Raw genomic sequence first — 24,220 nt, 5'->3', positions numbered from 1 at the left:
CCGCTCAGCGGGCGAGCGTCGCCACGCTCCTGCTGTCCTCGCCACGCGGGTCCTCGTCCTCGGGCGGTCCGTCCGGCTCCGCTCGCCCGGGCGGGAGGAGCCGCCACCTCTCCCCCGCGGCGACGGGCGTGCGGACCTCGACGAACCGCCCCTCCGGAAGCTGGACGATCCGGCCGGTCTCGTGGCCGTGCCGCGCGACCTCACGGTCCCGGCGCTGGAGCCCGTGACAGATGAGCCGGGTGAGGGCGAACGCCGTCACCGGCCCCAGGACCAGGGCGATCTGGAGCGTGGTGACGACACCCTCCACGCCGAGGTGGAAGTGCGTGGCGAGGATGTCGGAGCTCGCCGCGGCCCACAGCACCCCGTAGAACGTCATGCCGGCGACGCCGAGCCCGGTCCGGACCGGCGCATGACGGGGCCGCTCGAGCACGTGGTGCTCACGCCGATCCCCGGTGAGCGCCGCCTCCAGGTACGGGTAGAGCATGACCAGACCCAGGAACAGGCCGACGGCGGCCAGAGGCACGACGACGGCGAGGGTCCAGGTCCGGTCGAGCCACTCCACCTCCCAGCCACGCGGCACGAGCCGCAGCGCGCCGTCCAGGAAGCCCGTGTACCAGTCCGGCTGGCTGCCGGCCGAGACCTCCCCGGGCGAGGACGGACCGTAGGCCCACACCGGACTGATCGTCACCGAGGATCCGAAGAGCAGGAGCATGCCCGTGACGACGGCGAACATCCCGGTGGCCCGCCCGGCGGCCTCCGGGATCATCGGCATGCCGACGACATGACGCTCGTCGGCTCCGGGACGGGCGGGCTGCGGCGGACCGTGCACCCACGACGAGCGGAGCCGCGCCACCATCAGGAGCGCCACGAGTACGGGCACCACGAGCACGTGCACGGGGTAGAAGTGCTCGATGACGGTCCCGGGGAACTCCCCGCCGAACACGACCATCGACAGCCAGCTCCCCACCACGGGGATGCCGAGCAGGATCCCGTGCACCACGCGCAACCCGGTGCCGGACAGCAGGTCGTCGGGGAGGGCGTAGCCGGTCCAGCCGCCGAGCAGCACCACGACGAGCAGCAGGAACAGCAGCACCCAGCTGCCCTGACGTGGGCGGCGGAACCCGCCGGTGAAGAACATGACCAGCAGCTGCAGGAGCAGGATCGCGGGCAGCAGCAGCGCTGCCCAGTGGTGCGCCTGGCGCAGCAGCAGTCCGCCGCGGACCTGGGTGGAGATCGCCATCGTGGAGTCGAACGCGAGCGAGACCTCGGCACCGCGCAGGGGCCCGTGAGCACCGTCGTAGGTCACCAGCTCGCGCGAGGGCGTGTAGAAGAACGTCAGGGCCACCCCGGTCACGACGAGGACGACGACGCAGGCCACCGCGGCGGCCCCGAGCAGGCCCGTCCAGCCGCGCGGCACGCGCCGCCGGCGCATCTGATCCACCAGGCCCGCCAGGGCCTGGCCGGGTGCCGTCCGGGTCAGGAACGCGTGGGACAGCCGGTCCAGCAGGTCCGTGCCCGGCGCGGGACCCGGGCCAGATTCCCGTCTCATCCGCCACCTCCACCATGTCCGCCGTCGTCCATGTGACGAACCGGCGGCACGGGATGTGACGGCGGGCTGGCGACGCCGCGGCGGCGGGCGCGCCGTCGTGAACGGCCCGGGCCCCGCCATGGGGTCCACCGACCACGGTCAGGCCGGTGCGGACGAGCTCCTGGCCGGGCCGGCACACCTCATCTGCGCTCGATCAACCCCCGGAGGTAGGCCGCCTGGCCGAGATGCGCGACGTCGTCGTCGACGATGCTGACCAACCGGACGCCGAGCGTGACGGGCGGGTCCCACGAGGTGTCCACGACCCGGTCGAGGTCCTCCGGACCGAGGGTGGCGAGGTACTCGACGGTGCGGCGGTGCACGTCGTCGAGGTAGCCGAGGAGGAGGTCCGCGTCGAGCCGGACCTGGCCGACCTGCTCGCTGGTGTGGCCGTAACCGGTGTCGGACGGCCCGAACGGAAGCCCGGCCCGCTCGGCCCAGCCGTCGATCGTCCAGGACTGCTCGGTGCCCGCGACGTCGGCCACCTGGGCGTCCTGGCCGCGCGCCAGGTGCCAGACGAGCCAGGAGATGGAGTTGGCCTGCGGGTCAGGCCGGTAGGTCAGGGCGGCCTCGTCGAGGCCTGCCACGACCCGGGCCGCGGTCTCCGGGACGCGGGAGTAGGACTCGATGAGCAGGTCGGCGACGTTCATGTCCCCAGTCTGCTCCGCCTCGCGTGGACGCGCACGAGGCTCTGTCGCCGTCTCAGACGAGCGCACCCATGGAGGCCTTGGCACTGAGCGCCTCGAGCTTTCCGAGGAAGTTCTCGTAGCCGCGGTTGATGATGCTGATCCCCCGGACCCGCGAGGTGCCCTCCGCCGCGAGCGCGGCGATGAGGTGGGAGAAGCCGCCGCGCAGGTCCGGGACCTCGATGTCGGCCGCGTGCAGCGGCGTCGGCCCGGAGACCACGGCGGAGTGGAAGAAGTTGCGTCGGCCGAACCGGCAGGACAGGCCGCCCAGGCACTCACGGTAGATCTGGATCTTCGCGCCCATGCCACGTAGCGCGTCGGTGAACCCGAATCGGTTCTCGTACACGGTCTCGTGGACGATCGACAACCCGGTGGCCTGGGTGAGCGCCACGACGAGCGGCTGCTGCCAGTCGGTCATGAAGCCCGGGTGGACGTCGGTCTCCAGCACGATGGGGCGCAGCTCGCCGCCGCGGTGCCAGAACCGGATGCCGTCGTCGCGGACGTCGAACTCGCCCCCGACCTTCCGGAAGGTGTTGAGGAACGTCATCATCTCCGGCTGGCTGGCGCCGCGGACGACGACGTCGCCCCGCGTGGCCAACGCGGCCGACGCCCAGGACCCCGCCTCGATCCGGTCCGCGAGCGAGGTGTGCCGGTAGCCGACGAGCCGGTCGACGCCCTCGATGCGGATGGTGCGGTCGGTGTCCACGGAGATGATCGCGCCCATCTTCTGCAGCACCGCGATGAGGTCGGTGATCTCCGGCTCGATCGCGGCGCCCACCAGCTCCGTGAGGCCGGTCGCGCGCACGGCGGTCAGGAGCGTCTGCTCGGTGGCCCCGACGGACGGGTAGGGCAGCTCGATCCGGGTGCCGACCAGGCCGCGCGGGGCGGACAGCTGGATGCCCTGGCTGCCCTTGTCCACGACGGCCCCGAAGTTCCGCAGGATGTCGAGGTGGTAGTTGATCGGCCGGTCGCCGATCCGGCAGCCACCGAGGTCCGGGATGAACGCCTCCCCCAGCCGGTGCAGGAGCGGCCCGCAGAAGAGGATCGGGATGCGGGAGGAGCCCGCGTAGGCGTCGATGTCGGCCACGTGCGCCGACTCGACGTCGCTCGGGTCGAGGTGCAGCACGCCGTCGTCACGGTCGTGGTCGACGGTGACGCCGTGCAGGCGCAGCAGGTCGGCGACGACGTCGACGTCCCGGATGACGGGGACGTTCGACAGGTGCGACGGCGTCTCCCCCAGCAGGGCGGCCACCATCGCCTTGGAGACGAAGTTCTTGGCCCCCCGGACGACGATCTCGCCCGTGAGCGGCGTACCGCCCTCGACCGTCAGCAGCCCGTCCATACCCACCTCATCCGCCCGCACCGGGGCGTCCGGGACGCGGACCTGCCCGGCCCGCTCGATCTGTCGGCTCAGGATACGGCCCGTGCCGACCGGCGCACCTCAGGCGCACACCGGGTGCGCGGCCGTGTCGTGCGCCGTCAGCCGAGCGGCGCGTCCTGGTGCGCGGGCAGACCTTCGCCGTCCCCGCCGACCGGCCGTGCGGCCATGACGTGCACCGGCGGCAGGTGCTTGGCGGGAAGTGTGGCGGGTCGCCACGCGGCCCGGGAGGACTCGAAGGCCGCGATCTCGTCCTCGCGCTGCAGGGTCAGCCCGATGTCGTCCAGGCCCTCGAGCAGCCGCCAACGGGTGTAGTCGTCGATCTCGAAGGTGCAGGTGAACTCCCCGGCGACGACGGACTTCGCCTCGAGGTCCACGGTCACCTCGGTGCCGGGCTCCGCCTCGAGGATCTTCCAGAGCATCTCGGCGTCCTCCTGGCTCACCACGCCGGCCACGAGTCCCTGCTTGCCGGCGTTGCCGCGGAAGATGTCGGCGAACTTGGGCGAGAGCACGGCGCGGAAGCCGTAGTCCTTCAGCGCCCAGACCGCGTGCTCGCGGGAGGAGCCGGTGCCGAAGTCGGGTCCTGCGACGAGGACAGAGCCGGCGCGGTACGCGGGCTGGTTGAGCACGAAGCTCTCGTCGCCGCGCCAGGCTGCGAAGAGCGCGTCCTCGAACCCGGTGCGGGTCACCCGCTTGAGGTAGACGGCGGGGATGATCTGGTCGGTGTCGACGTTGCTGCGGCGCAGCGGGACGCCGACGCCGGTGTGCTGGGTGATCTTCTCCACGGATGGCTCCTCTAGACGAGCGCCGGCACAGGTCCCGAATCCCTGGCCGGCTCGAGGTCGGAGGGGGCGGACAGGGTGCCGCGGACCGCCGTCGCGGCCGCCACGAGCGGCGAGACCAGGTGGGTGCGTCCTCCCTTGCCCTGCCGCCCCTCGAAGTTGCGGTTGGAGGTCGAGGCGGCGCGCTCGCCCGGGCGGAGCTGGTCCGGGTTCATGCCCAGGCACATCGAGCAGCCGGCGTTGCGCCACTCCGCACCGAAGTCGAGGAAGATCTTGTCCAGACCCTCGGCCTCCGCCTGGAGCCGGACGCGCGCCGAGCCGGGTACCACGAGCACGGTGACGTCGTCGGCCTTCCGGCGGCCCTTGACGATCTCCGCGACGGCGCGCAGGTCCTCGATCCGGCCGTTGGTGCAGGAACCGATGAAGACGGTGTCGACGGCGATCTCGCGCAGCGGTGTCCCCGGCGTGAGGGCCATGTACTCCAGGGCCCGCTCGGCGGCGCGGCGGGCGGACTCGTCGGCGATGTCGACGGGGTCGGGCACGCTCGCGGACAGGGGCAGGCCCTGCCCGGGGTTGGTGCCCCACGTGACGAACGGCTCGAGGTCGTTCGCGTCGAGGGTGACCTCGGCGTCGAAGACGGCGTCGTCGTCGCTGCGCAGCGAGCGCCAGTACTCCACCGCCGCGTCCCAGTCGGCGCCCTGCGGGGCGTGCGGCCGGCCCTCGAGGTACGCGAACGTGGTCTCGTCCGGCGCGATCATGCCGGCGCGGGCACCGGCCTCGATGGACATGTTGCAGATGGTCATCCGCGCCTCCATCGAGAGCTGACGGATGGCCTCGCCGCGGTACTCCAGCACGTAGCCCTGCCCGCCGCCGGTGCCGATCTTGGCGATGACGGCCAGGATGATGTCCTTCGCGGTGGTGCCCTCCTTGAGGGTGCCCTCGACGTTGATCGCCATCGTCTTGAACGGGGCGAGCGGCAGCGTCTGGGTGGCGAGCACGTGCTCGACCTCGGAGGTGCCGATACCGAACGCGAGGGCACCGAAGGCGCCGTGGGTCGAGGTGTGGGAGTCGCCGCACACCACGGTCAGGCCGGGCATGGTCAGGCCGAGCTGCGGGCCGACGACATGGACGATGCCCTGGTCGGCGTCGCCCAGGGAGTGCAACCGGATGCCGAAGTCCTCCGCGTTCTTCCGCAGGGTCTGGATCTGGGTCCGGCTCGTCGGGTCGGCGATCGGGCGGTCGATGTCCAGCGTGGGGGTGTTGTGGTCCTCGGTGGCGATCGTGAGGTCCGGCCGGCGGACCGGTCGCCCTGCCAGCCGCAGCCCCTCGAACGCCTGCGGGCTGGTCACCTCGTGGACCAGGTGCAGGTCGATGTACAGCAGGTCCGGAGCGCCACCGCTACCCTTGCGCACCACGTGCGCGTCCCAGACCTTCTCGGCCAGCGTTCCGCTCATCGTCGCGGTCACTCACTTTCTGACGTCCGCGCGGGCCGGTCGCCCCGCTTCTCACCTGATTTGCAATCTCAGTGGCTGAGATGCCAGTATCGGCCCATGGACAACTCTAGCGGAGTCGGCGTTCTTGACAAGGCCGCGACGGTGCTGGGGGCCCTGGAGGCAGGACCTGCCACGCTCGCACAGCTGGTGGCGGCGACCCACCTCGCACGACCCACGGCGCATCGCCTGGCCGTCGCGCTCGAGCACCATCGCCTCGTCGCGCGGGACATGCAGGGCCGGTTCATCCTGGGACCACGCCTTGCCGAGCTCGCCTCGGCCGCAGGGGAGGACCGGCTGCTCAGCGCCGCCGGACCGGTCTTGACCGCGCTGCGCGATCACACCAACGAGAGCGCGCAGCTCTACCGCCGGCAGGGCGACCAGCGCATCTGCGTCGCCGCCGCCGAGCGCCAGATGGGCCTGCGCGACTCCATCCCGGTCGGGGCCACGTTGTCCATGCTCGCCGGGTCCGCCGCCCAGATCCTCCTCGCATGGGAGGAGCCCGACCGGCTGCACCGCGGGCTGCACGGCGCGAGCTTCACCGCCACGATGCTCTCCGCCGCCCGACGGCGCGGCTGGGCGCAGTCGGTCGGCGAGCGCGAGGCCGGCGTCGCCTCCATCTCCGCCCCGGTCCGCGGCCCGTCCGGCCGCGTGCTCGCGGCCGTGTCCGTCTCCGGCCCGATCGAGCGGATGGGCCGCCAGCCGGGCCGGCTGCACGGCGCCGCCGTCGTCGCCGCGGCGAACCGGCTCACGGAGTTCCTCCAGCGCACCGACGAGGGCTGACGCGGGGCCCGCGGCCATGCAGCAGGCCTCGCCGGACCGCCCGGCCGCACCCGACGACCCGTCCGGGCTCGCGCCGGTCTCCGCCGTCCCGGTCGCGTACGGCGCGTACGTCTTCGACCTCGACGGCACGCTCTATCTCGGCGACGAGCTCCTCCCGGGCGTGGAGGCCCTCATGGCGGCACTGGCCGCGGCCGGGCGTCGCCGGGTGTTCGTGACCAACAACCCGACCCGCTCCCGCGAGCACTACGCCCAGAAGCTGCAGGCCCTGGGGGTCCGGGCCGCGCCGGAGGAGATCGTCACCAGCGCCACGCTCACCGCCGCGTGGCTGCGCGAGCACCAGGCCGACGCGGTGTGCCTGGTGCTCGGCGAGCCTCCGCTCGTCGAGGCCCTGACGGCGGCGGGGCTGCGCGTCTCGGAGGACCCTGCCGAGGTCACGCTGGTCGTGACCAGCTTCGACCGCACCTTCGACTACGCACGTCTGCGCGCGGCGTTCGACGCGCTTTGGCGCCGGCCCCAGACCCGCTTCGTCGCGACTCATCCCGACGCGTACTGCCCGCTGCCCGGAGGCCGCGGCGAGCCGGATGCCGCCGCCGTCACCGCCGCCGTCGAGGCATGCACGGGCCGGCGCGTCGAGCACGTGGTGGGCAAGCCGGAACCGACCGCGCTCCGCACGGCGCTGAGCCTGGTCGGCGTCGACGTGACGGACGCGATCATGGTCGGCGACCGGCTCGGCACCGACATCGCGATGGGGGTCGCGGCCGGCACGGCCACCGCGCTCGTGCTCACCGGCGACTCGACCCTCGCCGACGTCCAGGCGGCGCCACCGTCGTCGCGCCCGACGTACCTCCTCGACCGCATCGACGCCCTGGCCGCGGCTCTCGAGACCACCTGACCCGACCGGTCCGGCGCACGCTGCGCCGCGCCGTTCGACCCACCACACCCACCGGGCCGGACAAACGAACAGCAAACGGACTTCTTCGGTCAGGTTCGGATAGGCTCCGTCTCGCCAGATCCCCACCATGGCCCCAGGAGGCCGCGTGCTCCCCCGCGCCCGCCGCGAGTTCCTGCTGCGGCAGCTCGAGCTGCGCGGAAGCGTGCGCGCCAGTGACGTCGCCAGGGAGCTCGGGGTCTCTCAGGTGACGGTACGGCGGGACATCGCCGAGCTGGACGCGGCCGGGCTGCTCGCCCAGGTCCACGGCGGCGCGCTTCCCGCCGTGAGCAGGAGCACCAAGCCCCGCGCCGCAGAGAGCCTCATCGGCGTCCTCGTGCCGTCGTCGACCTTCTACTACCCGGACGTCGTCGCCGGGATGGAGGCCACGGCGCACCGGCACCGTGCCCGCCTGGTCCTGGGGTTCTCCAACTATCGGCCCGAGGTGGAGCGGGAACGCGTGCAGCGGTTGCTCGACCTCGGCGCCCAGGGCATCGTCCTGACGCCGACGACGAACCGGGAGCAGCCGGACGACCTCGCGGCCTGGCTCGAGTCCATCCCGGTCCCGGTGGTCCTCATGGAGCGGCACGTCGACCACACCCGCATGGTGCGTGAGCTGGACAGCGTCCGAACCGACCACCCGTACGGAGCCCTGCTCGCGGTCGACCACCTCGCCCGCCTCGGTCACCGCCGGGTGGGGCTGGCCCTGTACCGGACGCCCACCGCCCGGGCGATCCGGGAGGGCTACCGCGACGCCGTCGTGGGCCTCGGGCTCGAGGAGGTGCCCGTCACGGACCTTCCGGGAGACGAGGACCCGGACCTGACGCCGGCCATCGAGTCACTGCTGGAGATGTACCGCGAACGCCGGATCGGCGCCGTGCTGGCGCACTCGGACTACCACGCCAGCCAGATCGTCGAGCTCGCCCAGCTTCGCGGGCTGCGGGTCCCGGAGGACCTCGCGGTCATCGCCTACGACGACGTGATCGCCGAGCACGCCTCGGTCCCCCTGACGGCCGTCACGCCGCCGCGGCGCGAGCTCGGGCAGGAGGCGCTGCGCCTCATGGTGACGCGGGCGACCGCCTCCGGCCAGGAGGCTCCGCGCCACGTCCAGCTGCTGCCACGGCTCACCGTGCGCGGCTCGTGCGGCTCGGCCGCCTGACGACGCCCCGGGCGCACCGTGACGCCCAGAGTTGAACGTTTTTGTCCTCTTCGTCCGGTTGATGCCGCCCGCTGGCAAATCATGGCGCCGACGCGGGACGCAGAGGTCCTTCACCACGTCCCGGGAACCGGTACCACGCCGCGACGACGCGAGGCGGCCGGAGTGTTCACGCGGAGTCGAGGAGGAGCCACGATGAACCCCAAGCTCACGACCAGGACGGGCGCCAGACTCTGGACCAGACGGGACATGCTCCGCGTCGGCGGCGGCGCGGCCGCCCTCGTGACGCTCACGATGGCCGGCTGCAGCCCCGACGGGGGCGGCACCCGCGAGGGCAGCGGCAACACGACGCCGGACCCGAACCGGCCGAACGAGGCGCCGGGCCTGACCGACCGCGTCGAGGCCGGCGACCTCCCGCCGCTCGAGGAGCGCCTGCCTGTCGAGTCCGACCGGCTGATCGTCGAGACGCCGGAGTTCGGGGAGTACGGCGGCACCTACCACGGTGCCGTCCTCGGCCAGGGTGACGACCCCTGGCTGTCCCGGATGATCGCCTACGAGCCGATGCTGCGGGTCGACCCGGCCATCGAGGAGGTCGGGCTGCCCGGCACCTTCAAGGCCATCGAGGTCAACGACGACGCCACCCGGTTCACCATCCGGATGCGCGAGGGGCTGCGCTGGTCCGACGGCGAGCCGGTGACGGCGGACGACGTGATGTTCGCGATCGAGGACGTCTACTTCAACACGGACCTCTACCCCGTCCCGCCCACGCTGCTGGCCGTGAACGACGAGCCCTGCCAGGCGGAGCGCGTCGACGACCACACCGTCGTGCTGAGGTTCCCGCGGTCGAAGGGTGACTTCATCGACGAGGCGTCCCGGAACGCCAACTGGGACCAGACCAACCTGCTCTTCTTCCCCAAGCACTACCTCCAGGACTTCCTCCCCCACCTCAACGACCGTGCGCAGACGCTGGCCCAGGAGGCGGGCTTCGGAGACTGGACCTCCTACTGGGAGGACCGCATCCAGTGGTGGAACAACCCCGAGCGGCCTGTCCTGTACGCATGGATCGTCACGAACCCGCTCAACCAGGGCACCGTCACCGTGCTGGAGCGCAACCCGTACTACTGGAAGGTCGACCCGGAGGGCGCCCAGCTTCCCTTCATCGACCGGCTCGAGTTCGAGGTGGTCCAGGAGGAGGAGGTCATGCTCCTCAAGGGCGTCAACGGTGAGCTCGACTTCCACGCCCGTCACTTCAACTACGACCAGAACAAGCCCGTGCTGGCCGAGGGCCGCCAGGACGGCGGCTACGACTTCGTCACCGTGGAGACGACGTCGATGAACCGGCTGATCGTCGCGCTCAACCTCAACCACCAGGACGAGGAGCTGCGGGAGATCTTCCAGAACAAGGACTTCCGGATCGGTCTGTCCCACGCGATCGACCGCCAGGACATCATCGACACCGTCTACCAGCGCCAGGGCGAGCCCTGGCAGGCCGCCCCGCACGCCGACTCCGAGTTCTACGACGAGGAGTTCGCCAAGCAGTACACGCAGTTCGACGTCGACCTCGCCAACCAGCACCTCGACGCCGCCGGGCTGACCGAGAAGGACGGCGAGGGGTTCCGGCTCCGCCCGAACGGCGAGCGCCTACAGTTCCAGATCGACATCACCGACCTGTTCCCCGAGTGGGCGCCGGCCGCCGACATGATCACCCAGTACTGGGCGGAGGTCGGGGTCGACGCACAGGTCAACCCGATCGAGCGCACGCTCTTCTACGACCGCAAGCTGCCCGACGCGAACGCCTTCGACGCCAGCGTGTGGGCGGGCGACGGCGGACTGAAGATCGAGATGCTGGAGCCGCGCTGGTACTTCCCGAACGGGAACGAGTCGAACTTCGGCGTCCAGTGGGCCGAGTGGTACGCGTCGCGTGGAACGGGTGAGTCGGCGCTGGAGCCGCCGCCCGAGACACGACGGCAGATGGAGCTCTACCGGCAGATCCCCCTCGAGCCGGACCCGGAGGCGCAGAAGGAGCTGTTCCGCCAGATCCTGCAGATCGCCAAGGAGCAGTTCTACGCGATCGGCGTCGCACTGCCCACGGACGGCTACGCGATCAAGAAGAACAACCTGCACAACGTCGTCGAGAGCTACCCCGACTCCTGGCTGCACCTGACACCCGGACCGGTCAACATCCCGACCTGGTTCTTCAGCGACTGATGCCGTCTCCGTCGACCCCGCACGCTCGCGGGAGGACCTGACATGCTCCGCTACATCGGACGCCGACTGCTGATCCTCGTCCCGACGATCTGGGCGATCTCCGTCGTCACCTTCGTGGTGATCCAGCTGCCACCGGGCGACTACCTGACCACGCTCGTCGCGCAGCGCCAGGCGCAGGGAGACGGGAGCCTGGGTGCGCAGGAGCTTGCGCGGCTCACGGAGCGGTACGGCCTCGACCGCCCCTGGTACGAGCAGTACTGGATGTGGATCAGCAACATCCTCTTCCGCGGAGACTTCGGCGACTCGTTCGACTTCGGCCGGCCCGTCGGCGAGCTCCTCGCCGAGCGGCTCCCGCTGACGATCCTGCTCTCCGTGCTCACCCTGCTGTTCATCTGGGCCGTGTCGTTCCCGATCGGCGTCTACTCGGCGACACGGCAGTACTCGGCCGGCGACTACACGTTCACCTTCCTCGGCTACCTGGGCCTGGCGATCCCGAACTTCCTCATCGCGCTGGTGCTCATGTGGATCAGCCTGCAGTACTTCGGCATGAGCGTCGGCGGGCTCTTCTCGCCGGAGTACCGCGACGCGCCGTGGTCGCTCGCCAAGCTCGGGGACATGCTGGCGCACCTGTGGATCCCCGTCGTGATCTGGGGCACCGCCGGGACCGCGGCGAACATCCGCGTGCTGCGTGCCAACCTTCTCGACGAGCTCCGCAAGCCGTACGTGGTCGCTGCTCGAGCACGCGGGATGAAGCGGCGGATCATGACGATCAAGTACCCCGTGCGGGTCGCGATGAACCCGTTCTTCTCCACCATCGGCTGGATCCTGCCCGGACTCATCGCCGCGGACGCCATCACCTCCTCCGTGCTCAACCTCGACACGACCGGGCCGCTGCTGCTGCGTGCGCTCCTGGCACAGGACATGTACCTGGCCGGCTCGGTCCTGCTCATCAGCGCCGTGCTGGTGGTCATCGGCACGCTCATCTCCGACCTGGCGCTCGCGTGGCTCGATCCGCGCGTCCGGCTCCGGTACTGACCCTCTCGGGACGCACCCATGACGCAACCCTTCGCACCCGGCGGCGCCGCACGGCTCGCCGACCCACCCGACGTCGAGCTCTCCGACGAGACCGAGGTCGCGCTCGCCTCGCAGTGGAAGCTCGTCTGGTGGGGCTTCAAGCGGCACCGGCTCGCGCTCGTCTGCGGGTTCCTGACGTTGCTGATCTACCTCGTGGCCCTGCTCGCGCCGTTCCTGGCCCCGTACTCGCGCTCCTACCACGACTCCGAGTACCCCTACGCGCCGCCGCAACGGCTCGAGCTCGTCGACGAGAGCGGCTGGAACCCGCACGTCCACGGCTACACCTTCGAGCAGGACCCGGAGACCCTCGCGCTGACGTTCACCCTCGACGAGGAGACCGAGGTCCCCGTGGGCCTCTTCGTCCGGGGCGAGGAGTACGAGATCCTCGGGCTGGTCACGTGGGACCGTCACCTCATCGGGCCGGTGAACCACGACGGCCCGCCGATGTACCTGCTGGGGGCGGACGCCAGCGGCCGCGACCTGCTCTCACGGATCATCCACGGGACCACGATCTCGATGTCGATCGGTTTGGTCGGCGTGCTGCTCTCCCTCGGTCTCGGCGTGGTCATCGGCGGCATCTCGGGCTACTTCGGCGGCAAGATCGACTCGGCCATCCAACGGCTGATCGAGTTCGTCATCTCGATCCCGACGATCCCGCTGTGGATGGCGCTGTTCGCCGCGGTGCCCGCGAGCTGGAGCCCGATCCAGCGCTACTTCGCCCTCACGGTGGTGATCTCGCTCGTCGGCTGGGTCGGGATGGCACGGGAGGTGCGCGGCAAGTTCTTCGCGGTCCGCGGCGACGACTACGTCACGGCCGCGATCGCCGACGGCGCGAGCCAGGCGAGGGTGATGTTCCGGCACATGCTCCCGTCGTTCACCAGCCACATCATCGCCAACCTGTCGCTGTCGATCCCGACGATCATCCTCGCCGAGACCGCGCTGTCGTTCATCGGGCTCGGCCTGCAGTCCCCCACCGTGAGCTGGGGCGTGCTGCTCCAGGAGGCGCAGAACATCCGCGCGGTCTCCACCGCGCCCTGGATCCTGCTGCCCGGCGTGCCGGTGGTCATCACCGTGCTGGCGATGAACTTCTTCGGCGACGGCCTGCGCGACGCCGCCGACCCCTACAAGAACTGACCGGCGCGAACCACCCGACGCGACGAAAGAGACGACATGGCTCACCAGGGCGCGACCGCTACCCAGAGGTCAGGCACGAGGACCGACGAGGACCGACCGCTGCTCCAGGTCGAGGGCCTGAGGACGTACTTCGACACCCCCGACGGCGAGGTGAAGGCGGTCGACGGCGTGGATCTCACGGTGCCGGCGGGCAGGACGCTGTGCGTCGTGGGCGAGTCCGGCTGCGGGAAGTCGATCACCGCACGCTCCGTCCTCCAGCTCGTCGACCCGCCCGGGCGCATCGTCGACGGCTCGGCGTGGTGGTCGCGCGCGGACGGCAGCACCGTCGACCTCGCCGCACTCGAGACGGACGGCGAGGAGATCCGGCAGGTCCGCGGCGGCGAGATCGGCATGGTGTTCCAGGAGCCTATGGCGTCCCTGTCGCCCATGTACACGGTCGGGGCCCAGCTGACCGAGGCGATCCGCCTGCACCGCGACGTCACCAGGGAGGTGGCTCGCGAGATCGGCCTGGGCCTGCTGCGCCGGGTCGGCATCCCCCGCCCGGAGGACCGTTTCGACGTCTACCCGTTCCAGCTCTCCGGCGGGATGGCCCAGCGGGTGATGATCGCCATCGCCCTGGCGTGCGACCCTGCGCTGCTCATCGCCGACGAGCCCACCACGGCGCTCGACGTGACCACCCAGGCCCGGATCCTCGACCTGCTCAAGGACCTGCAGCGGGAGAACGGGATGGCGATCCTGTTCATCACGCACGACCTGGGTGTGGTGGCCGAGATGGCCGACGAGGTCACCGTGATGTACCTCGGCAAGGTCGTCGAGCACGGCACGGTCGAGCAGATCTTCACCGAGCCGAAGCACCCCTACACGCGGGCCCTGCTCCGCTCGATCCCGACCATGCGTGAGGGAGCGGCACGCGAGCCGCTCGCCGCGATCCGCGGGATGGTCCCGCACCCCCAGAACCGCCCGACCGGCTGTCCCTTCCGGACCCGGTGCGACCACGCGATGCCCGGCATCTGCGACGTCGACCCGCCGCCGGAGTCGCGTCTCGAGTCCGGGCACGTGGCCTTCTGCCACCTGTACAGCCACGACGAGGCCGGGGCGGCACCGTCGGACGACGCGGTGACCGCACGGCCGGACGACGCCGGGCCCGCACCGACCGCGGAGGTGACACTCACCCGGCCGGCGGTCGAGCCCTCGCCCCACGACGCCGCGCCCCTGCTCGAGGTGAGGGACCTCGTGAAGCACTACCCGCTGGGCGGCGGCATGTTCCGCCGTCGCAAGGGGACGGTGCGCGCCGTCGGCGGGGTCGACATGGTCATCCGCCCGGGCGAGACGATGGGGCTCGTCGGGGAGTCCGGATGCGGCAAGACGACGCTCGGCCGGTGCGTGGCGCGGCTGCTGGACGCCACGTCCGGGGAGATCCTCTACCGGGAGCAGGACGGCACCCAGGTGGACCTGGCCCGGCTGCAGGGCCGCGCGCTGAAGCGGTACCGCTCCCAGATCCGGATGATCTTCCAGGACCCGTTCTCCTCGCTGAACCCTCGGATGACGGTCGAGCAGATCGTGGGCGAGCCCCTGCTGGTCAACGGGCTGGCCAGGGGCAGCACCCTGCACGACCGGGTCGCCCAGATGCTCCGCCGCGTGGGGATCCGGCCGGAGTACATGCCGCGCTACCCGCACGCGTTCTCCGGCGGTCAGCGCCAGCGCCTGAACATCGCCCGGGCGCTGATCACCGAGCCGCGCCTGGTGGTCGCGGACGAGCCGGTCTCCGCCCTGGACGTCTCGGTCCGTGCACAGATCCTCAACCTGCTGACCGACCTGCAGGAGGAGCTCGGGCTGACCTACCTGTTCGTCTCGCACGACCTGTCGGTCGTCGAGCACGTCAGCGACCGGGTGACCGTGATGTACCTGGGTCGGGTCGCCGAGGAGGCTGAGACGGCGCAGCTGTACCGTCGGCCGCACCATCCCTACACGGAGACCCTGCTCAACGCCGTGCCGGTCCCGGACCCGACCGTGCGCCGCGACCGCGGCGAGCGAGCCACCACTGACGACCTGCCCGACCCGGCCGACCCGCCGTCCGGCTGCCTGTTCCACACCCGCTGCCCGCACGCCTCCACCGAGCGGTGCCCGACCGAGGTGCCCGCCCTGCGGCCCACCGGTGAGGACCGTCGCGCGGCGTGCCACTACACCGAGGACCTGGTCCTGCCGGGCATCGCCACGACCCGGCCGGCCGACGAGCGATGAGCGACCGCCGGTTCGACTTCTCCCCGTGGTCCTTCTGGGCCGAGGCGGACGAGCAGCAGCGCCGGGACCAGGCGGCCCGGCAGCACGAGCTGACGGACGTCGGGTACGAGATCGCCGAGAGCTGCTTCGTCTCCGCGCTCGCCGAGGTGCAGAACGACGCGTTGCGCCTGGGCCCCCGGTCCTACGTGGCCGCCGGCGCCTACCTGACGGGGCAGCTGCACGCCGGCCGGGACTGCTCGATCAACGCCTACACGGTGGTGCGCGGCGCCGTCCGGCTCGGGGACGCGGTCCGCATCGGCGCGCACTCCTCGCTGCTGGGCTTCAACCACACCTTCGCCGACCCGGAGACCGAGGTGCACCGGCAGCCGCTGACGGCGCGGGGCATCCGGGTGGGTGACGACGTGTGGATCGGCTCGCACGCCGTCGTGCTCGACGGTGTCAGCGTGGGCGCGCGGTCGGTGGTCGCCGCAGGCGCCGTCGTCACCCGGGACGTTCCCGCGGGCGCGGTCGTGGGCGGCAATCCGGCTCGGGTGCTGAAGTGGCGGGTCGCGCCGGCCGGCGCCGGCAACGACGACGAGGAGGACCTCGCGGCGGCAGTGACCGCGTTCGCCGACCGGGCGCGCGAGCGCGCCGGCGCGATCCTCGACCGGTGCTTCGACGGCACCCTCTTCGTGGACCGGCCGGGGGAGGCACCCACGGTCCGTGCCCAGTGCGACGCCGTCGAGATCGCCGACCTGCTGCTCGGCAGGCCCCCGGACCAGCTTCCCCGCGAGGAACAGGTGGAGCGGCTGCGGGGGTGGCAGGACCCCGCGACGGGCATGGTCGGGCCACTGCGGCCCGACGGGACGCAGCGCCCACCCGCCCCGGGCCTCTTCGACGACGACGCCGGCTACCACGTGCTGTGCGTCGGCTACGCCCTGGAGCTGCTGGGCAGCGAACCGCCCCACCCCGTGCGCGTGGTGGGCGACGCCGACGCGGCCGAGGTGCTGGCGGCCGCGGAGGCACAGCCCTGGCAGACCCGGGCGTGGCACGCCGGGCACTGGGTCGATGTCCTCGGCACCGCACTGCACCACAACGCCCGGCTCGGGGCAGGTGATCCCGGTCGGGTGCGCGAGGCGCTGCTGGGCTGGCTGCTCGCCCGCGCCGACCCCCGCACCGGGATGTGGGGCGTGCCGACCGCGGACGGCGGGTTGCTGCAGCTGGTCAACGGCTACTACCGCGCCACGCGCGGCACATTCGCGCAGCTCGGCGTGCCCGTGCCGTACCCGGAGCGGGTGGTCGACACCGTCCTGGGGCACGCCCGGGACCCGCGCGTGACGGGGCAGGGTCGGCAGAACGCCTGCAACGTCCTCGACATCGCGCACCCGCTGTGGCTCACCCGATCCACGGGGCACCGCGGCGAGGAGATCGCCGCCTTGGCCCGGCGGCTGCTGCGGGAGGCGCTCGGCCACTGGCGCCGGGACGGATTCGGCTTCCGGGCTCCCGGCTCCGGCGGCCCGGATGCCGTCCCGGGCCTACAGGGCACCGAGATGTGGCTCGCCCTGATCTGGTACCTGGCCGACCTCGCCGACGTCTCCGACGCGCTCGGCTACCGGCCGCGCGGCGTCCACCGGCCCGAGCCGGCACCACCCGGGAGCGCGGCATGACGAAGCGCCCCTCACCGGTGACTCGCACGGGTGAGGGGCGCTGCTCGTAGCCCCGACCGGATTCGAACCGGCGCCGCCGCCTTGAGAGGGCGGTGTCCTAGGCCGCTAGACGACGGGGCCTCATGGCGATTTTCGCCTGGCCGAGCCTACCCGACGAGACAGGTGGGCTCAAACCGCTGGGGTACCAGGACTCGAACCTAGACTAACTGAACCAGAATCAGTCGTGCTGCCAATTACACCATACCCCATGGGGGTATAACCGCCCGCGTTCCTGCAGGTGCCGCCGGGGGTCGTACCGACGAAGAAGACTACCGGAGCGGGTGGCGTCGACCAAGTCGTCCGGGCCGGTCGTGACCGTTCTCACGGGCGTGTCACGGACGCGGTGAGCCGGGCGACCGGAGGCCGGGCCAGCCGGTAGGGTCACGCACGCATCGTGTCCACCCAGATCGGAGCCAGACCACCGATGACGCCCCCTGCGCGCCGCCGTCGTCGCGGAGGCGTCGTGACACTCCTGGCCGCGGTGACGCTCCTGACGGCGTGCACCAGCAGCGTCCCGCAGGAACCCGGGACCCCGAGCCCCAGCCCGACGCCGACCGCCGCGACGATCAGGTGGGACTACCCCGACGTCGAGGGGTACGCGCTGTCGGAAGATCCCCCGGCCCCGGGCGTCATCGAGCTGGAGAACGCCGACGCCGGCTGCGTGCTCCAGCTCACCGACGAACGGCTCCCCGGCTCCGCGGACGACGACACCCGGGCGACCCGGGACGCCATCGAGAACGCCATGGGCTCGTTGGGCGAGACCTCCGAGGTCGACCGCCGGCAGAGCGACATCACCACGGACGACGGCCCGCTGCCGGCCACCGAGGTCTCCTTCACGGCCGTCTCCGGCGCGCAGGAGCTCGACGTGCGGATGATGCTGCGCGCCGTCACCGCGGACGGCGTCCTGGTGGGGATCGTGCACATCTGCCCGACCGGCAGCATCGACGAGGACGTGTGGTCCACCTTCGTCGCGCAGACCACGCTGCACGGCGCGCGGGCGACGACGTTCTGACCCGGTCACGGCCGGTGGTCAGACGTCTCACCACGCCGGGGCGGCTCGTTACACTCGCCACGTGACCACGGACCCCGCCGCCAAGATCGTCAAGCCGCTGCCCGAGCACCTCATGGTGCGTCACGACGGCGCCGCAGAGACCCGTTGGGACTCGATGCCGGCCCAGGGCGACACCCCGGCCGACCGGTTCTTCGTCCGCAACCACACCTCGACCCCGCTGATCGACGCCGCGACCTGGACCCTGGACGTGTTCGGGTCCGGCCTCCGGGACCGGCCCGGGAGGCGTGACGCGGTGCGCTTCGGCTACGACGAGCTGCGGAGCATGCCCCAGGTGACCCACCGCCTGCTCCTGGAGTGCACCGGCAACGGTCGTCGGCTGTTCGCGACCCAGCAGGGCGAGACCACGCCGGGGACGCCGTGGGGCCTGGGCGCGGTCGGCGTCGCGACGTGGACCGGCGTCCCCCTCGGCGCCGTGCTCGAGCGGGCCGGGCTGACCTCGTCCGCCAGGTCCGTCCTCGCCGTCGGTCTCGATCCGGAGTACGTCGACGACGGGGTCAACCACGGCCGCGTCCGGCGGCCGCTGCCGGTCGCGAAGGCGCTCGACGACGTTCTGGTCGCGCTGGACATGAACGGTGAGCCGCTGCCTCCTGACCATGGTTTCCCCGCGCGTCTGGTGGTGCCGGGCTGGGTCGGGGTCGCCTCGATCAAGTGGCTCGGTGAGATCGAGGTCGCCGACCACGAGCTCAGCTCACCGTGGTCGACGACCTACTACAACGTCGACGACGAGGCACTCACCGAGCTGGTACCGAAGTCGGTGCTCGAGCTCGCACCGGACGCCGAGCTGGCGGCCGGGCAGCAGCACCGGCTCACCGTTCGCGCCTGGTCGGGCTCGGCCCCGGTCACCTCGGTCGAGGTGAGCACGGATGACGGCCGGAGCTGGAGCCCGGCGGACAAGGTCGAGGACGGACCGTGGTCTCGGTGGAGCTACGACTGGCGACCGCAGGAACCGGGCCGGTACACGGTGCTGACGCGGGCGACCGACGCGACCGGGAACATCCAGCCGTCCCGCGCCCCCAGCAACCCACGTGGCTACCTCTTCGGCGCCGTCGTGCGCCACCCGGTCCAGGTCGTGTGATCGACTGAACGGCCCGAGCCGCAGCGGGCTCAGGTCGCGGCCGGCTCGCCGAGGCGGGCCCGAAGCGCGCGCAGGCGTGCGATGGTCCGCTCGGCACCGAGGATCTCCATCGACTCGAACAGCGGGGGCGAGACCCGCCGGCCGGTGACGGCGACGCGCAGCGGGGTGAACGCGAAGCGGGGCTTGATGCCCATGCCGTCCACCAGGGCGGCTCGCAGCCCCTCCTCGACGGTGTCGGTGCGCAGCTCGGTCATCGGCTCGAGGACGGCGAGCGCGGCGTCCAGGACGTCGGGCGCCTCGGGCCGCAGGGCGGCGAGCGCGTCCTCCTCGATGCGGAGGTCCTCGTCCGCGGTGAACAGGAACCCGAGCATGCCCGGAGCCTCCCCGAGGAGCGTCATCCGCTCCTGCACGAGCGGCGCGGCACGGGTGAGGATCTCCTGCTCCGGCCGGCCCAGGTCCTCCCAGGCGGCGACCGGGAGGAGGTCGGCGGCGTGCAGGTAGGGCACGAGCCGGGCGCGGAAGTCCTCCGGGGCCAGGAGCCGGACGTGCGCCGCGTTGATGGCCTCGGCCTTCTTGACGTCGAAGCGTGCCGGGTTGGGGTTCACGTCCGCCACGTCGAACGCCGCGACCATCTCCTCGCGACCGAAGATGTCGTTGTCCGGTGAGATGCCCCAGCCGAGCAGGGCGAGGTAGTTCAGCAGCCCCTCGGGCAGGAAGCCGCGCTCGCGGTGCAGGAAGAGGTTCGACTCCGGGGCCCGCTTGGAGAGCTTCTTGTTGCCCTCGCCCAGGACCGTCGGGAGGTGCCCGAACTCGGGGACCGCCTCGGCGATGCCGAGCTGGACCAGTGCCCGGTGCAGGACCACCTGACGCGGGGTCGAGGACAGCAGGTCCTCCCCGCGCAGCACGTGGGTGATCCGCATGGTGGCGTCGTCGACCGGGTTGGTCAGCGTGTAGAGCGGGAAGCCGTTGGCCCGCACGATGACGAAGTCGGGCACCGAGCCGGCCTGGAACGTCACCTCGCCGCGGACCAGGTCCGTGAACGTGATGTCCTCGTCCGGCATCCGCACCCGCAGGACGGGCTCGCGTCCCTCGGCGCGGTAGGCGGCCCGCTGCTCGTCGGTGAGTTCGCGGTCGTAGCCGTCGTACCCCAGCTTCGGGTCCCGGCCGGCGGCCCGGTGCCGTGCCTCGATCTCCTCCGCCGTCGAGAACGACTCGTACGCGTAGCCGGCCTCGAGGAGCCGCGCCGCGACGTCGCGGTAGAGGTCCAGCCGCTCGGACTGCCGGTAGGGCCCGTGCGGCCCGCCGACCTCGACGCCCTCGTCCCAGTCGAGGCCCAGCCACCGCAGGGCGTCCAGCAGCTGCAGGTAGCTCTCCTGGGAGTCTCGTGCCGGGTCGGTGTCCTCGATCCGGAACACGAATGTCCCGCCGGCGTGGCGGGCGTGCGCCCAGTTGTACAGGGCCGTGCGGATCAGGCCGACGTGCGGGGCGCCGGTGGGTGACGGGCAGAACCGGACGCGCACGGCACCCGGATGGCTCGGTGTGGGGTTCTCGCTCATGATCGCGGCAAGTCTACGGTCCGATCCCGCCCGTCCGGGCGGTCAGTCGCGGCGCAGGACGGGGTTGGAGAAGGCGCCGATGCCCTCGACCTCGACCTCGACCCGCTGACCGACGTCGATCGGCCCGACGCCGGCCGGGGTGCCGGTCAGGATGAGGTCGCCCGGGAGCAGCGTGAACATCGAGGAGACGTAGGCCACCAGGCTCGGGACGTCGCGGACCATCTGCGAGGTGCGGCCGTCCTGCCGCAGCTCGCCGTCGACCCGGCAGCGCACCGCGAGGTCGGACGGGTCGAGGTCGAGCGTGAGGTAGGGGCCGATCGGGCAGGAGGTGTCGAAGCCCTTGGCGCGGGTCCACTGCCCGTCCGTGGACTGCACGTCGCGCGCCGTGACGTCGTTCGCGGCGGTGTACCCGAAGATCACCTGGTCCACCTTCTCCTCCGGCACGTCCTTGCACAGCCGGGAGATGACGACGGCGAGCTCGGCCTCGTGGTGGACGCTCCGGGTCCACCGGGGCAGGACGATCGGGTCGTCCGGGCCGATCACGGAGGTGTTCGGCTTGAGGAAGGTCAGCGGCTCCTCCGGCACCTCGTTGCCGAGCTCGGCGGCGTGCTCGGCGTAGTTGCGGCCGATGCCGATCACCTTCGACCGCGGGATGACGGGTGACAGGAGGCGCACGTCCGCGACGGGGAAGCGCTGGCCGGTGGTGTCCAGCCCGCCGTAGATCGGGTCGCCCTTGAGCGCCACGAGCTCGTCGGCCTCCTCGTCCAGGACGCCGTACTGGGGGTTCTCACCGGTGATGAAGCGAGCGATGCGCATGCCGCAACCCTACGGCGCCGGCAGTCACGCGCCGTGCGACCGCGGCGAGGTCGTCAGCGCCGGGCGAGCACCTGGCCGTGCAGCACCGTGAACCAGCCCTCCGGGTCCTCGCCCCAGGCACGCCACGCGGCGGCGAGCCGTGCCAGGTCCTCCTCGGTGGCGAAACCCGCCTCCAGCGCCTGGCGGGCGAAGGCGGACGCGGTGACCCGGTCCGCCCACAGGCTCGACCACCAGGTCCGCTCCTCCGTGGTCTGGAAGCACCAGGTCCCGGCGGAGACCTCGAGCTCGGTGAAGCCGGCCTGCCGGACCCACACGTGCAGGCGGCGGCCGGCATCTGCCTCGGCGCCGTTCGCCCGGGTGAGGCGGTGGTACAGCTCGTTCCACTCCCCCAGGCCGGGTATGTCCGGGTACCAGGTCATGGCCGCGTAGTCGGAGTCGCGCACCGCCAGCAGCCCGCCGGGTCTCAGCACGCGGCGCATCTCGCCCAGCGCGGCGACGGGATCGGTGAGGTGCTGGAGCACCTGGTGCGCGTGGACGACGTCGAACCTCGCATCGCGGAACGGCAGGTCGTAGACGTCGCCCGTGACGAGCTCGACGTGCCTGCCGAGGCCATCGCGCTCGACGGCACCACGCGCCTTCTCGAGCACCCCGGCGTCCCGGTCCAGCCCGACCACGCGCCCCGGCGCGAGGCGCGCGGCCAGCCCGGCCGTGATGGTGCCGGGGCCGCAGCCGACGTCGAGCAGGTCCTGGCCGGGCCGCAGTCGGTCGAGGAGGTACGCGGCGGAGTTCTCGGCCGTGCGCCAGGTGTGCGACGCCAGCACGCTCGGGTGGTGGCCGTGCGTGTACACGTCGCCGGACCGTTCGGTGCTCACGCCTCGCAACGTAGCGTGGGCACCCGTCTCAGGACGGTGCTGTCCGCGCGTGGCCCGGACCGCAGCACGGCCTCTCTACCCTGGAGGGGTGCCCGTCCCCACCACCGCCTCCCTGCCGGCCCTGGCGCCCGCGGACTGGCTGGCGCGCGCGGACCGGCACGCGGCACGTGCTGACGGGCTCACCGCCGCCCGCCGCGCCCGCCGCGAGCGCCGGGAGTCCGACCCGGTGGAGGATTTCCTCTTCGAGTACTACCCGGTCCGGCCGGGGCGCCTGCGACGCTGGCACCCGGGATTCGGCGCCGCACTAGGACCGAGCGAGGGCGATGACGCGGCCGCGGACGTGCTCACCGAGCGGGCCGGCTGGCGGTGGCACTCGAGGACGGAGTCGGGTGCCGTCACGCTGGACAGCCGGGCCTACCTCGCCGACCGGGAGGCCGGGGTGCGCTGGCTGGACGAGCTCCTGCGTCGCACCGCGGACCGGCCCGCGCACCTCGGCTGCCTCGGCCTGCACGAGTGGGCGATGGTCTACCGGCAGCGCGAGCATCGGCACGCGCTGCCGCTGCGCCTCGGCCAGGCGGGCACGGACACGGTCGTCGAGTCTCACCCGGTGCGCTGCTCCCACTTCGACGCGTTCCGGTTCTTCACCCCCGAGGCGCGTCCGCTCAACCGGCACCAGCCGGAACGTGCCACGCAGCCGGACCTCGAACAACCCGGCTGTCTGCACGCGAACATGGACCTCCTCAAGGCCGCCAACATCCTCGGGCCCGCCTGCCCGGGAGAGCTGCTGCTCGACTGCTTCGAGCTGGCCCGCGACATCCGGGTGCTCGACATGCGGGCCTCTCCGTACGACCTGCGCGCCCTGGGGCACGAGCCGGTGACGATCGAGACTGCCGAGGGCCGCGCCGAGTACGTCGCGGCGCAGCGCGCCTTCGCCGAGCGCGCAGCCCCGCTGCGAGCGCGGCTCGCGGGCGTGACGGGTGCGCTGCTCGGCGGGTCGGCCGGCTCCTGAGAGCGCCGGGACGCCGCACCGATCGTTACGCTTTCGCGGCCTGCTTCGCCCAGCCGCCGCCACCACCGAGGCGTACCGTCATCAGCACCTGCAGGGATCCCCTTGCCAGAGAAGAGAGTGCAATGAAGCGTCTCTTGGGTGTGGTGGTCATGCTCCTGCTCGGCCTCACGCTGGTGAGCCCGACGGCCACGGCGGCGCCGGCGGCGCCGTACTGCGGACTGACCTGGGGGTCATTGCGCGAGAACGTGCCCAGGTACTCCGAGGCGACCGTGCAGGACGTGCGCAGCGGACGGCACGACTGCTTCGACAGGATGGTCGTGGACCTCCGCGGCGACGTGCGCGGCTACGACGTACGGTACGTCTCGGTGGTCCGGGCGGACGGCTCCGGCGCGGCGGTGCCGCTGCGCGGGGGCGCGCGGCTGGCCGTGGTCGTCCGAGCCCCGGCCTACGACCAGTCCGGCGACCCGACCTACCAGCCTGCCGATCCGCGCGAGCTGACGAACGTCGCGGGTTACCGCACGTTCCGGCAGATCGCGTGGGCGGGCTCCTTCGAGGGGCAGACGACGATCGGGCTGGGTGTGCGCGCCCGGCTGCCGTTCCGGGTCCTCATCCTCGACGGACCCGGCACCGGATCACGGTTGGTGGTCGACGTCGCTCACCGGTGGTGATCGGAGGGCACCACCCGGCGAG

The 24,220-nt window shown here is 72.0% G+C and carries 20 protein-coding genes and 2 tRNA genes; 12 read left to right on the top strand and 10 right to left on the bottom strand.

Annotated features, from left to right (window positions below; all coding sequences use genetic code 11):
* Positions 1–4: 4 nt before the first annotated feature.
* The 5 genes from qcrB to leuC all read right to left on the bottom strand — a co-directional run bounded on the left by qcrB (position 5) and on the right by leuC (position 5,885).
* Positions 5–1,549, bottom strand: a complete 1,545-nt coding sequence (gene qcrB / locus ACFQQL_RS10125) for a cytochrome bc1 complex cytochrome b subunit (protein WP_382393922.1) — start codon at positions 1,547–1,549, stop codon at positions 5–7.
* Positions 1,550–1,728: 179 nt separating this feature from the next.
* Positions 1,729–2,235 carry a mycothiol transferase gene (locus tag ACFQQL_RS10120; protein WP_382393921.1) on the bottom strand — a complete coding sequence of 169 codons (507 nt, stop codon included), beginning with the start codon at positions 2,233–2,235 and terminating at the stop codon, positions 1,729–1,731.
* Between the two features lie 52 nt (positions 2,236–2,287).
* On the bottom strand, positions 2,288–3,613 hold the full coding sequence (gene murA, locus ACFQQL_RS10115; protein WP_382393920.1) for a UDP-N-acetylglucosamine 1-carboxyvinyltransferase: 1,326 nt from the start codon (positions 3,611–3,613) through the stop codon (positions 2,288–2,290).
* Positions 3,614–3,750: 137 nt separating this feature from the next.
* A complete protein-coding gene (leuD, locus tag ACFQQL_RS10110; protein WP_382393918.1) occupies positions 3,751–4,434 on the bottom strand; it encodes a 3-isopropylmalate dehydratase small subunit in 684 nt (227 codons plus the stop codon).
* An 11-nt stretch (positions 4,435–4,445) separates the two neighbouring features.
* Positions 4,446–5,885, bottom strand: coding sequence for a 3-isopropylmalate dehydratase large subunit (gene leuC, locus ACFQQL_RS10105; protein WP_382393916.1), 1,440 nt, complete (start codon positions 5,883–5,885; stop codon positions 4,446–4,448).
* 96 nt (positions 5,886–5,981) lie between these two features.
* Between leuC and ACFQQL_RS10100 the strand changes: the two genes are divergently transcribed.
* From ACFQQL_RS10100 to ACFQQL_RS10065, 8 genes are all read left to right on the top strand, one after another.
* Complete coding sequence (locus tag ACFQQL_RS10100; protein ID WP_382393914.1) at positions 5,982–6,704, top strand: IclR family transcriptional regulator; 723 nt, start codon at positions 5,982–5,984, stop codon at positions 6,702–6,704.
* A gap of 16 nt (positions 6,705–6,720) precedes the next feature.
* Positions 6,721–7,596, top strand: coding sequence for an HAD-IIA family hydrolase (locus tag ACFQQL_RS10095; protein ID WP_382393912.1), 876 nt, complete (start codon positions 6,721–6,723; stop codon positions 7,594–7,596).
* A gap of 145 nt (positions 7,597–7,741) precedes the next feature.
* Positions 7,742–8,791: a LacI family DNA-binding transcriptional regulator gene (locus ACFQQL_RS10090; RefSeq protein WP_382393910.1), complete on the top strand. Its 1,050-nt coding sequence runs from the start codon at positions 7,742–7,744 to the stop codon at positions 8,789–8,791.
* 192 nt (positions 8,792–8,983) lie between these two features.
* On the top strand, positions 8,984–10,996 hold the full coding sequence (locus ACFQQL_RS10085) for an ABC transporter substrate-binding protein (protein ID WP_382393908.1): 2,013 nt from the start codon (positions 8,984–8,986) through the stop codon (positions 10,994–10,996).
* A 42-nt stretch (positions 10,997–11,038) separates the two neighbouring features.
* Positions 11,039–12,031, top strand: coding sequence for an ABC transporter permease (locus ACFQQL_RS10080; RefSeq protein WP_382393906.1), 993 nt, complete (start codon positions 11,039–11,041; stop codon positions 12,029–12,031).
* Between the two features lie 18 nt (positions 12,032–12,049).
* Positions 12,050–13,204, top strand: coding sequence for an ABC transporter permease (locus ACFQQL_RS10075; RefSeq protein ID WP_382393904.1), 1,155 nt, complete (start codon positions 12,050–12,052; stop codon positions 13,202–13,204).
* 36 nt (positions 13,205–13,240) lie between these two features.
* The gene (locus tag ACFQQL_RS10070) at positions 13,241–15,445 is read left to right on the top strand and encodes an ABC transporter ATP-binding protein (RefSeq protein WP_382393902.1); all 2,205 of its coding nucleotides are present in this window, start codon (positions 13,241–13,243) and stop codon (positions 15,443–15,445) included.
* Positions 15,442–17,091, top strand: a complete 1,650-nt coding sequence (locus tag ACFQQL_RS10065; RefSeq protein ID WP_382393900.1) for an acyltransferase — start codon at positions 15,442–15,444, stop codon at positions 17,089–17,091. The genes ACFQQL_RS10070 and ACFQQL_RS10065 overlap by 4 nt, the downstream gene beginning before the upstream one ends.
* Positions 17,092–17,138: 47 nt before the next feature.
* On the opposite strand, the gene ACFQQL_RS10060 is transcribed toward ACFQQL_RS10065, so the two are convergent.
* Positions 17,139–17,211: transfer RNA gene (locus ACFQQL_RS10060), tRNA-Glu, on the bottom strand.
* A gap of 56 nt (positions 17,212–17,267) precedes the next feature.
* Positions 17,268–17,339, bottom strand: a tRNA-Gln gene (locus ACFQQL_RS10055).
* A 254-nt stretch (positions 17,340–17,593) separates the two neighbouring features.
* Between ACFQQL_RS10055 and ACFQQL_RS10050 the strand changes: the two genes are divergently transcribed.
* Both ACFQQL_RS10050 and ACFQQL_RS10045 read left to right on the top strand, forming a co-directional pair.
* Positions 17,594–18,142, top strand: a complete 549-nt coding sequence (locus ACFQQL_RS10050; RefSeq protein WP_382393898.1) for a hypothetical protein — start codon at positions 17,594–17,596, stop codon at positions 18,140–18,142.
* Between the two features lie 61 nt (positions 18,143–18,203).
* On the top strand, positions 18,204–19,277 hold the full coding sequence (locus tag ACFQQL_RS10045) for a sulfite oxidase (protein WP_382393896.1): 1,074 nt from the start codon (positions 18,204–18,206) through the stop codon (positions 19,275–19,277).
* Positions 19,278–19,306: 29 nt separating this feature from the next.
* Here the strand turns inward: ACFQQL_RS10045 and gltX are convergent, their stop codons facing one another.
* From gltX to ACFQQL_RS10030, 3 genes are read right to left on the bottom strand one after another with little or no spacing between them, the layout of a single operon-like run.
* Complete coding sequence (gene gltX, locus ACFQQL_RS10040; RefSeq protein ID WP_382393894.1) at positions 19,307–20,833, bottom strand: glutamate--tRNA ligase; 1,527 nt, start codon at positions 20,831–20,833, stop codon at positions 19,307–19,309.
* 42 nt (positions 20,834–20,875) lie between these two features.
* Positions 20,876–21,649: a fumarylacetoacetate hydrolase family protein gene (locus ACFQQL_RS10035; protein WP_382393892.1), complete on the bottom strand. Its 774-nt coding sequence runs from the start codon at positions 21,647–21,649 to the stop codon at positions 20,876–20,878.
* A 53-nt stretch (positions 21,650–21,702) separates the two neighbouring features.
* Entirely contained in the window at positions 21,703–22,521 is an 819-nt protein-coding gene (locus ACFQQL_RS10030; RefSeq protein WP_382393890.1) for a methyltransferase domain-containing protein, read from the bottom strand.
* An 88-nt stretch (positions 22,522–22,609) separates the two neighbouring features.
* On the opposite strand from ACFQQL_RS10030, the gene ACFQQL_RS10025 reads away from it, so the two are divergent.
* Positions 22,610–23,530 (top strand): 3-methyladenine DNA glycosylase, encoded by a 921-nt coding sequence (locus ACFQQL_RS10025; protein ID WP_382393888.1) that lies wholly within the window; start codon positions 22,610–22,612, stop codon positions 23,528–23,530.
* A 122-nt stretch (positions 23,531–23,652) separates the two neighbouring features.
* The gene (locus ACFQQL_RS10020; RefSeq protein ID WP_382393886.1) at positions 23,653–24,198 is read left to right on the top strand and encodes an AMIN-like domain-containing (lipo)protein; all 546 of its coding nucleotides are present in this window, start codon (positions 23,653–23,655) and stop codon (positions 24,196–24,198) included.
* The last annotated feature ends 22 nt before the right edge of the window (positions 24,199–24,220 follow it).

Source organism: Georgenia alba, assembly GCF_042665525.1.
In the GTDB taxonomy this organism is placed as follows: Bacteria; Actinomycetota; Actinomycetes; order Actinomycetales; family Actinomycetaceae; genus Allobogoriella; species Allobogoriella alba.
The sequence above is the reverse complement of the archived record's forward strand: the minus strand, read 5'-3'. Positions and strand labels throughout refer to the sequence as shown.

Coding starts and splice junctions, on each gene's coding strand:
- qcrB (WP_382393922.1), bottom strand. CDS start 1,549: ATGAGACGGGAATCTGGCCCGGGTCCCGCGCCGGGCACGGACCTGCTG.
- ACFQQL_RS10120 (WP_382393921.1), bottom strand. CDS start 2,235: ATGAACGTCGCCGACCTGCTCATCGAGTCCTACTCCCGCGTCCCGGAG.
- murA (WP_382393920.1), bottom strand. CDS start 3,613: ATGGACGGGCTGCTGACGGTCGAGGGCGGTACGCCGCTCACGGGCGAG.
- leuC (WP_382393916.1), bottom strand. CDS start 5,885: ATGAGCGGAACGCTGGCCGAGAAGGTCTGGGACGCGCACGTGGTGCGC.
- ACFQQL_RS10100 (WP_382393914.1), top strand. CDS start 5,982: ATGGACAACTCTAGCGGAGTCGGCGTTCTTGACAAGGCCGCGACGGTG.
- ACFQQL_RS10095 (WP_382393912.1), top strand. CDS start 6,721: ATGCAGCAGGCCTCGCCGGACCGCCCGGCCGCACCCGACGACCCGTCC.
- ACFQQL_RS10085 (WP_382393908.1), top strand. CDS start 8,984: ATGAACCCCAAGCTCACGACCAGGACGGGCGCCAGACTCTGGACCAGA.
- ACFQQL_RS10080 (WP_382393906.1), top strand. CDS start 11,039: ATGCTCCGCTACATCGGACGCCGACTGCTGATCCTCGTCCCGACGATC.
- ACFQQL_RS10075 (WP_382393904.1), top strand. CDS start 12,050: ATGACGCAACCCTTCGCACCCGGCGGCGCCGCACGGCTCGCCGACCCA.
- ACFQQL_RS10070 (WP_382393902.1), top strand. CDS start 13,241: ATGGCTCACCAGGGCGCGACCGCTACCCAGAGGTCAGGCACGAGGACC.
- ACFQQL_RS10065 (WP_382393900.1), top strand. CDS start 15,442: ATGAGCGACCGCCGGTTCGACTTCTCCCCGTGGTCCTTCTGGGCCGAG.
- gltX (WP_382393894.1), bottom strand. CDS start 20,833: ATGAGCGAGAACCCCACACCGAGCCATCCGGGTGCCGTGCGCGTCCGG.
- ACFQQL_RS10035 (WP_382393892.1), bottom strand. CDS start 21,649: ATGCGCATCGCTCGCTTCATCACCGGTGAGAACCCCCAGTACGGCGTC.
- ACFQQL_RS10020 (WP_382393886.1), top strand. CDS start 23,653: ATGAAGCGTCTCTTGGGTGTGGTGGTCATGCTCCTGCTCGGCCTCACG.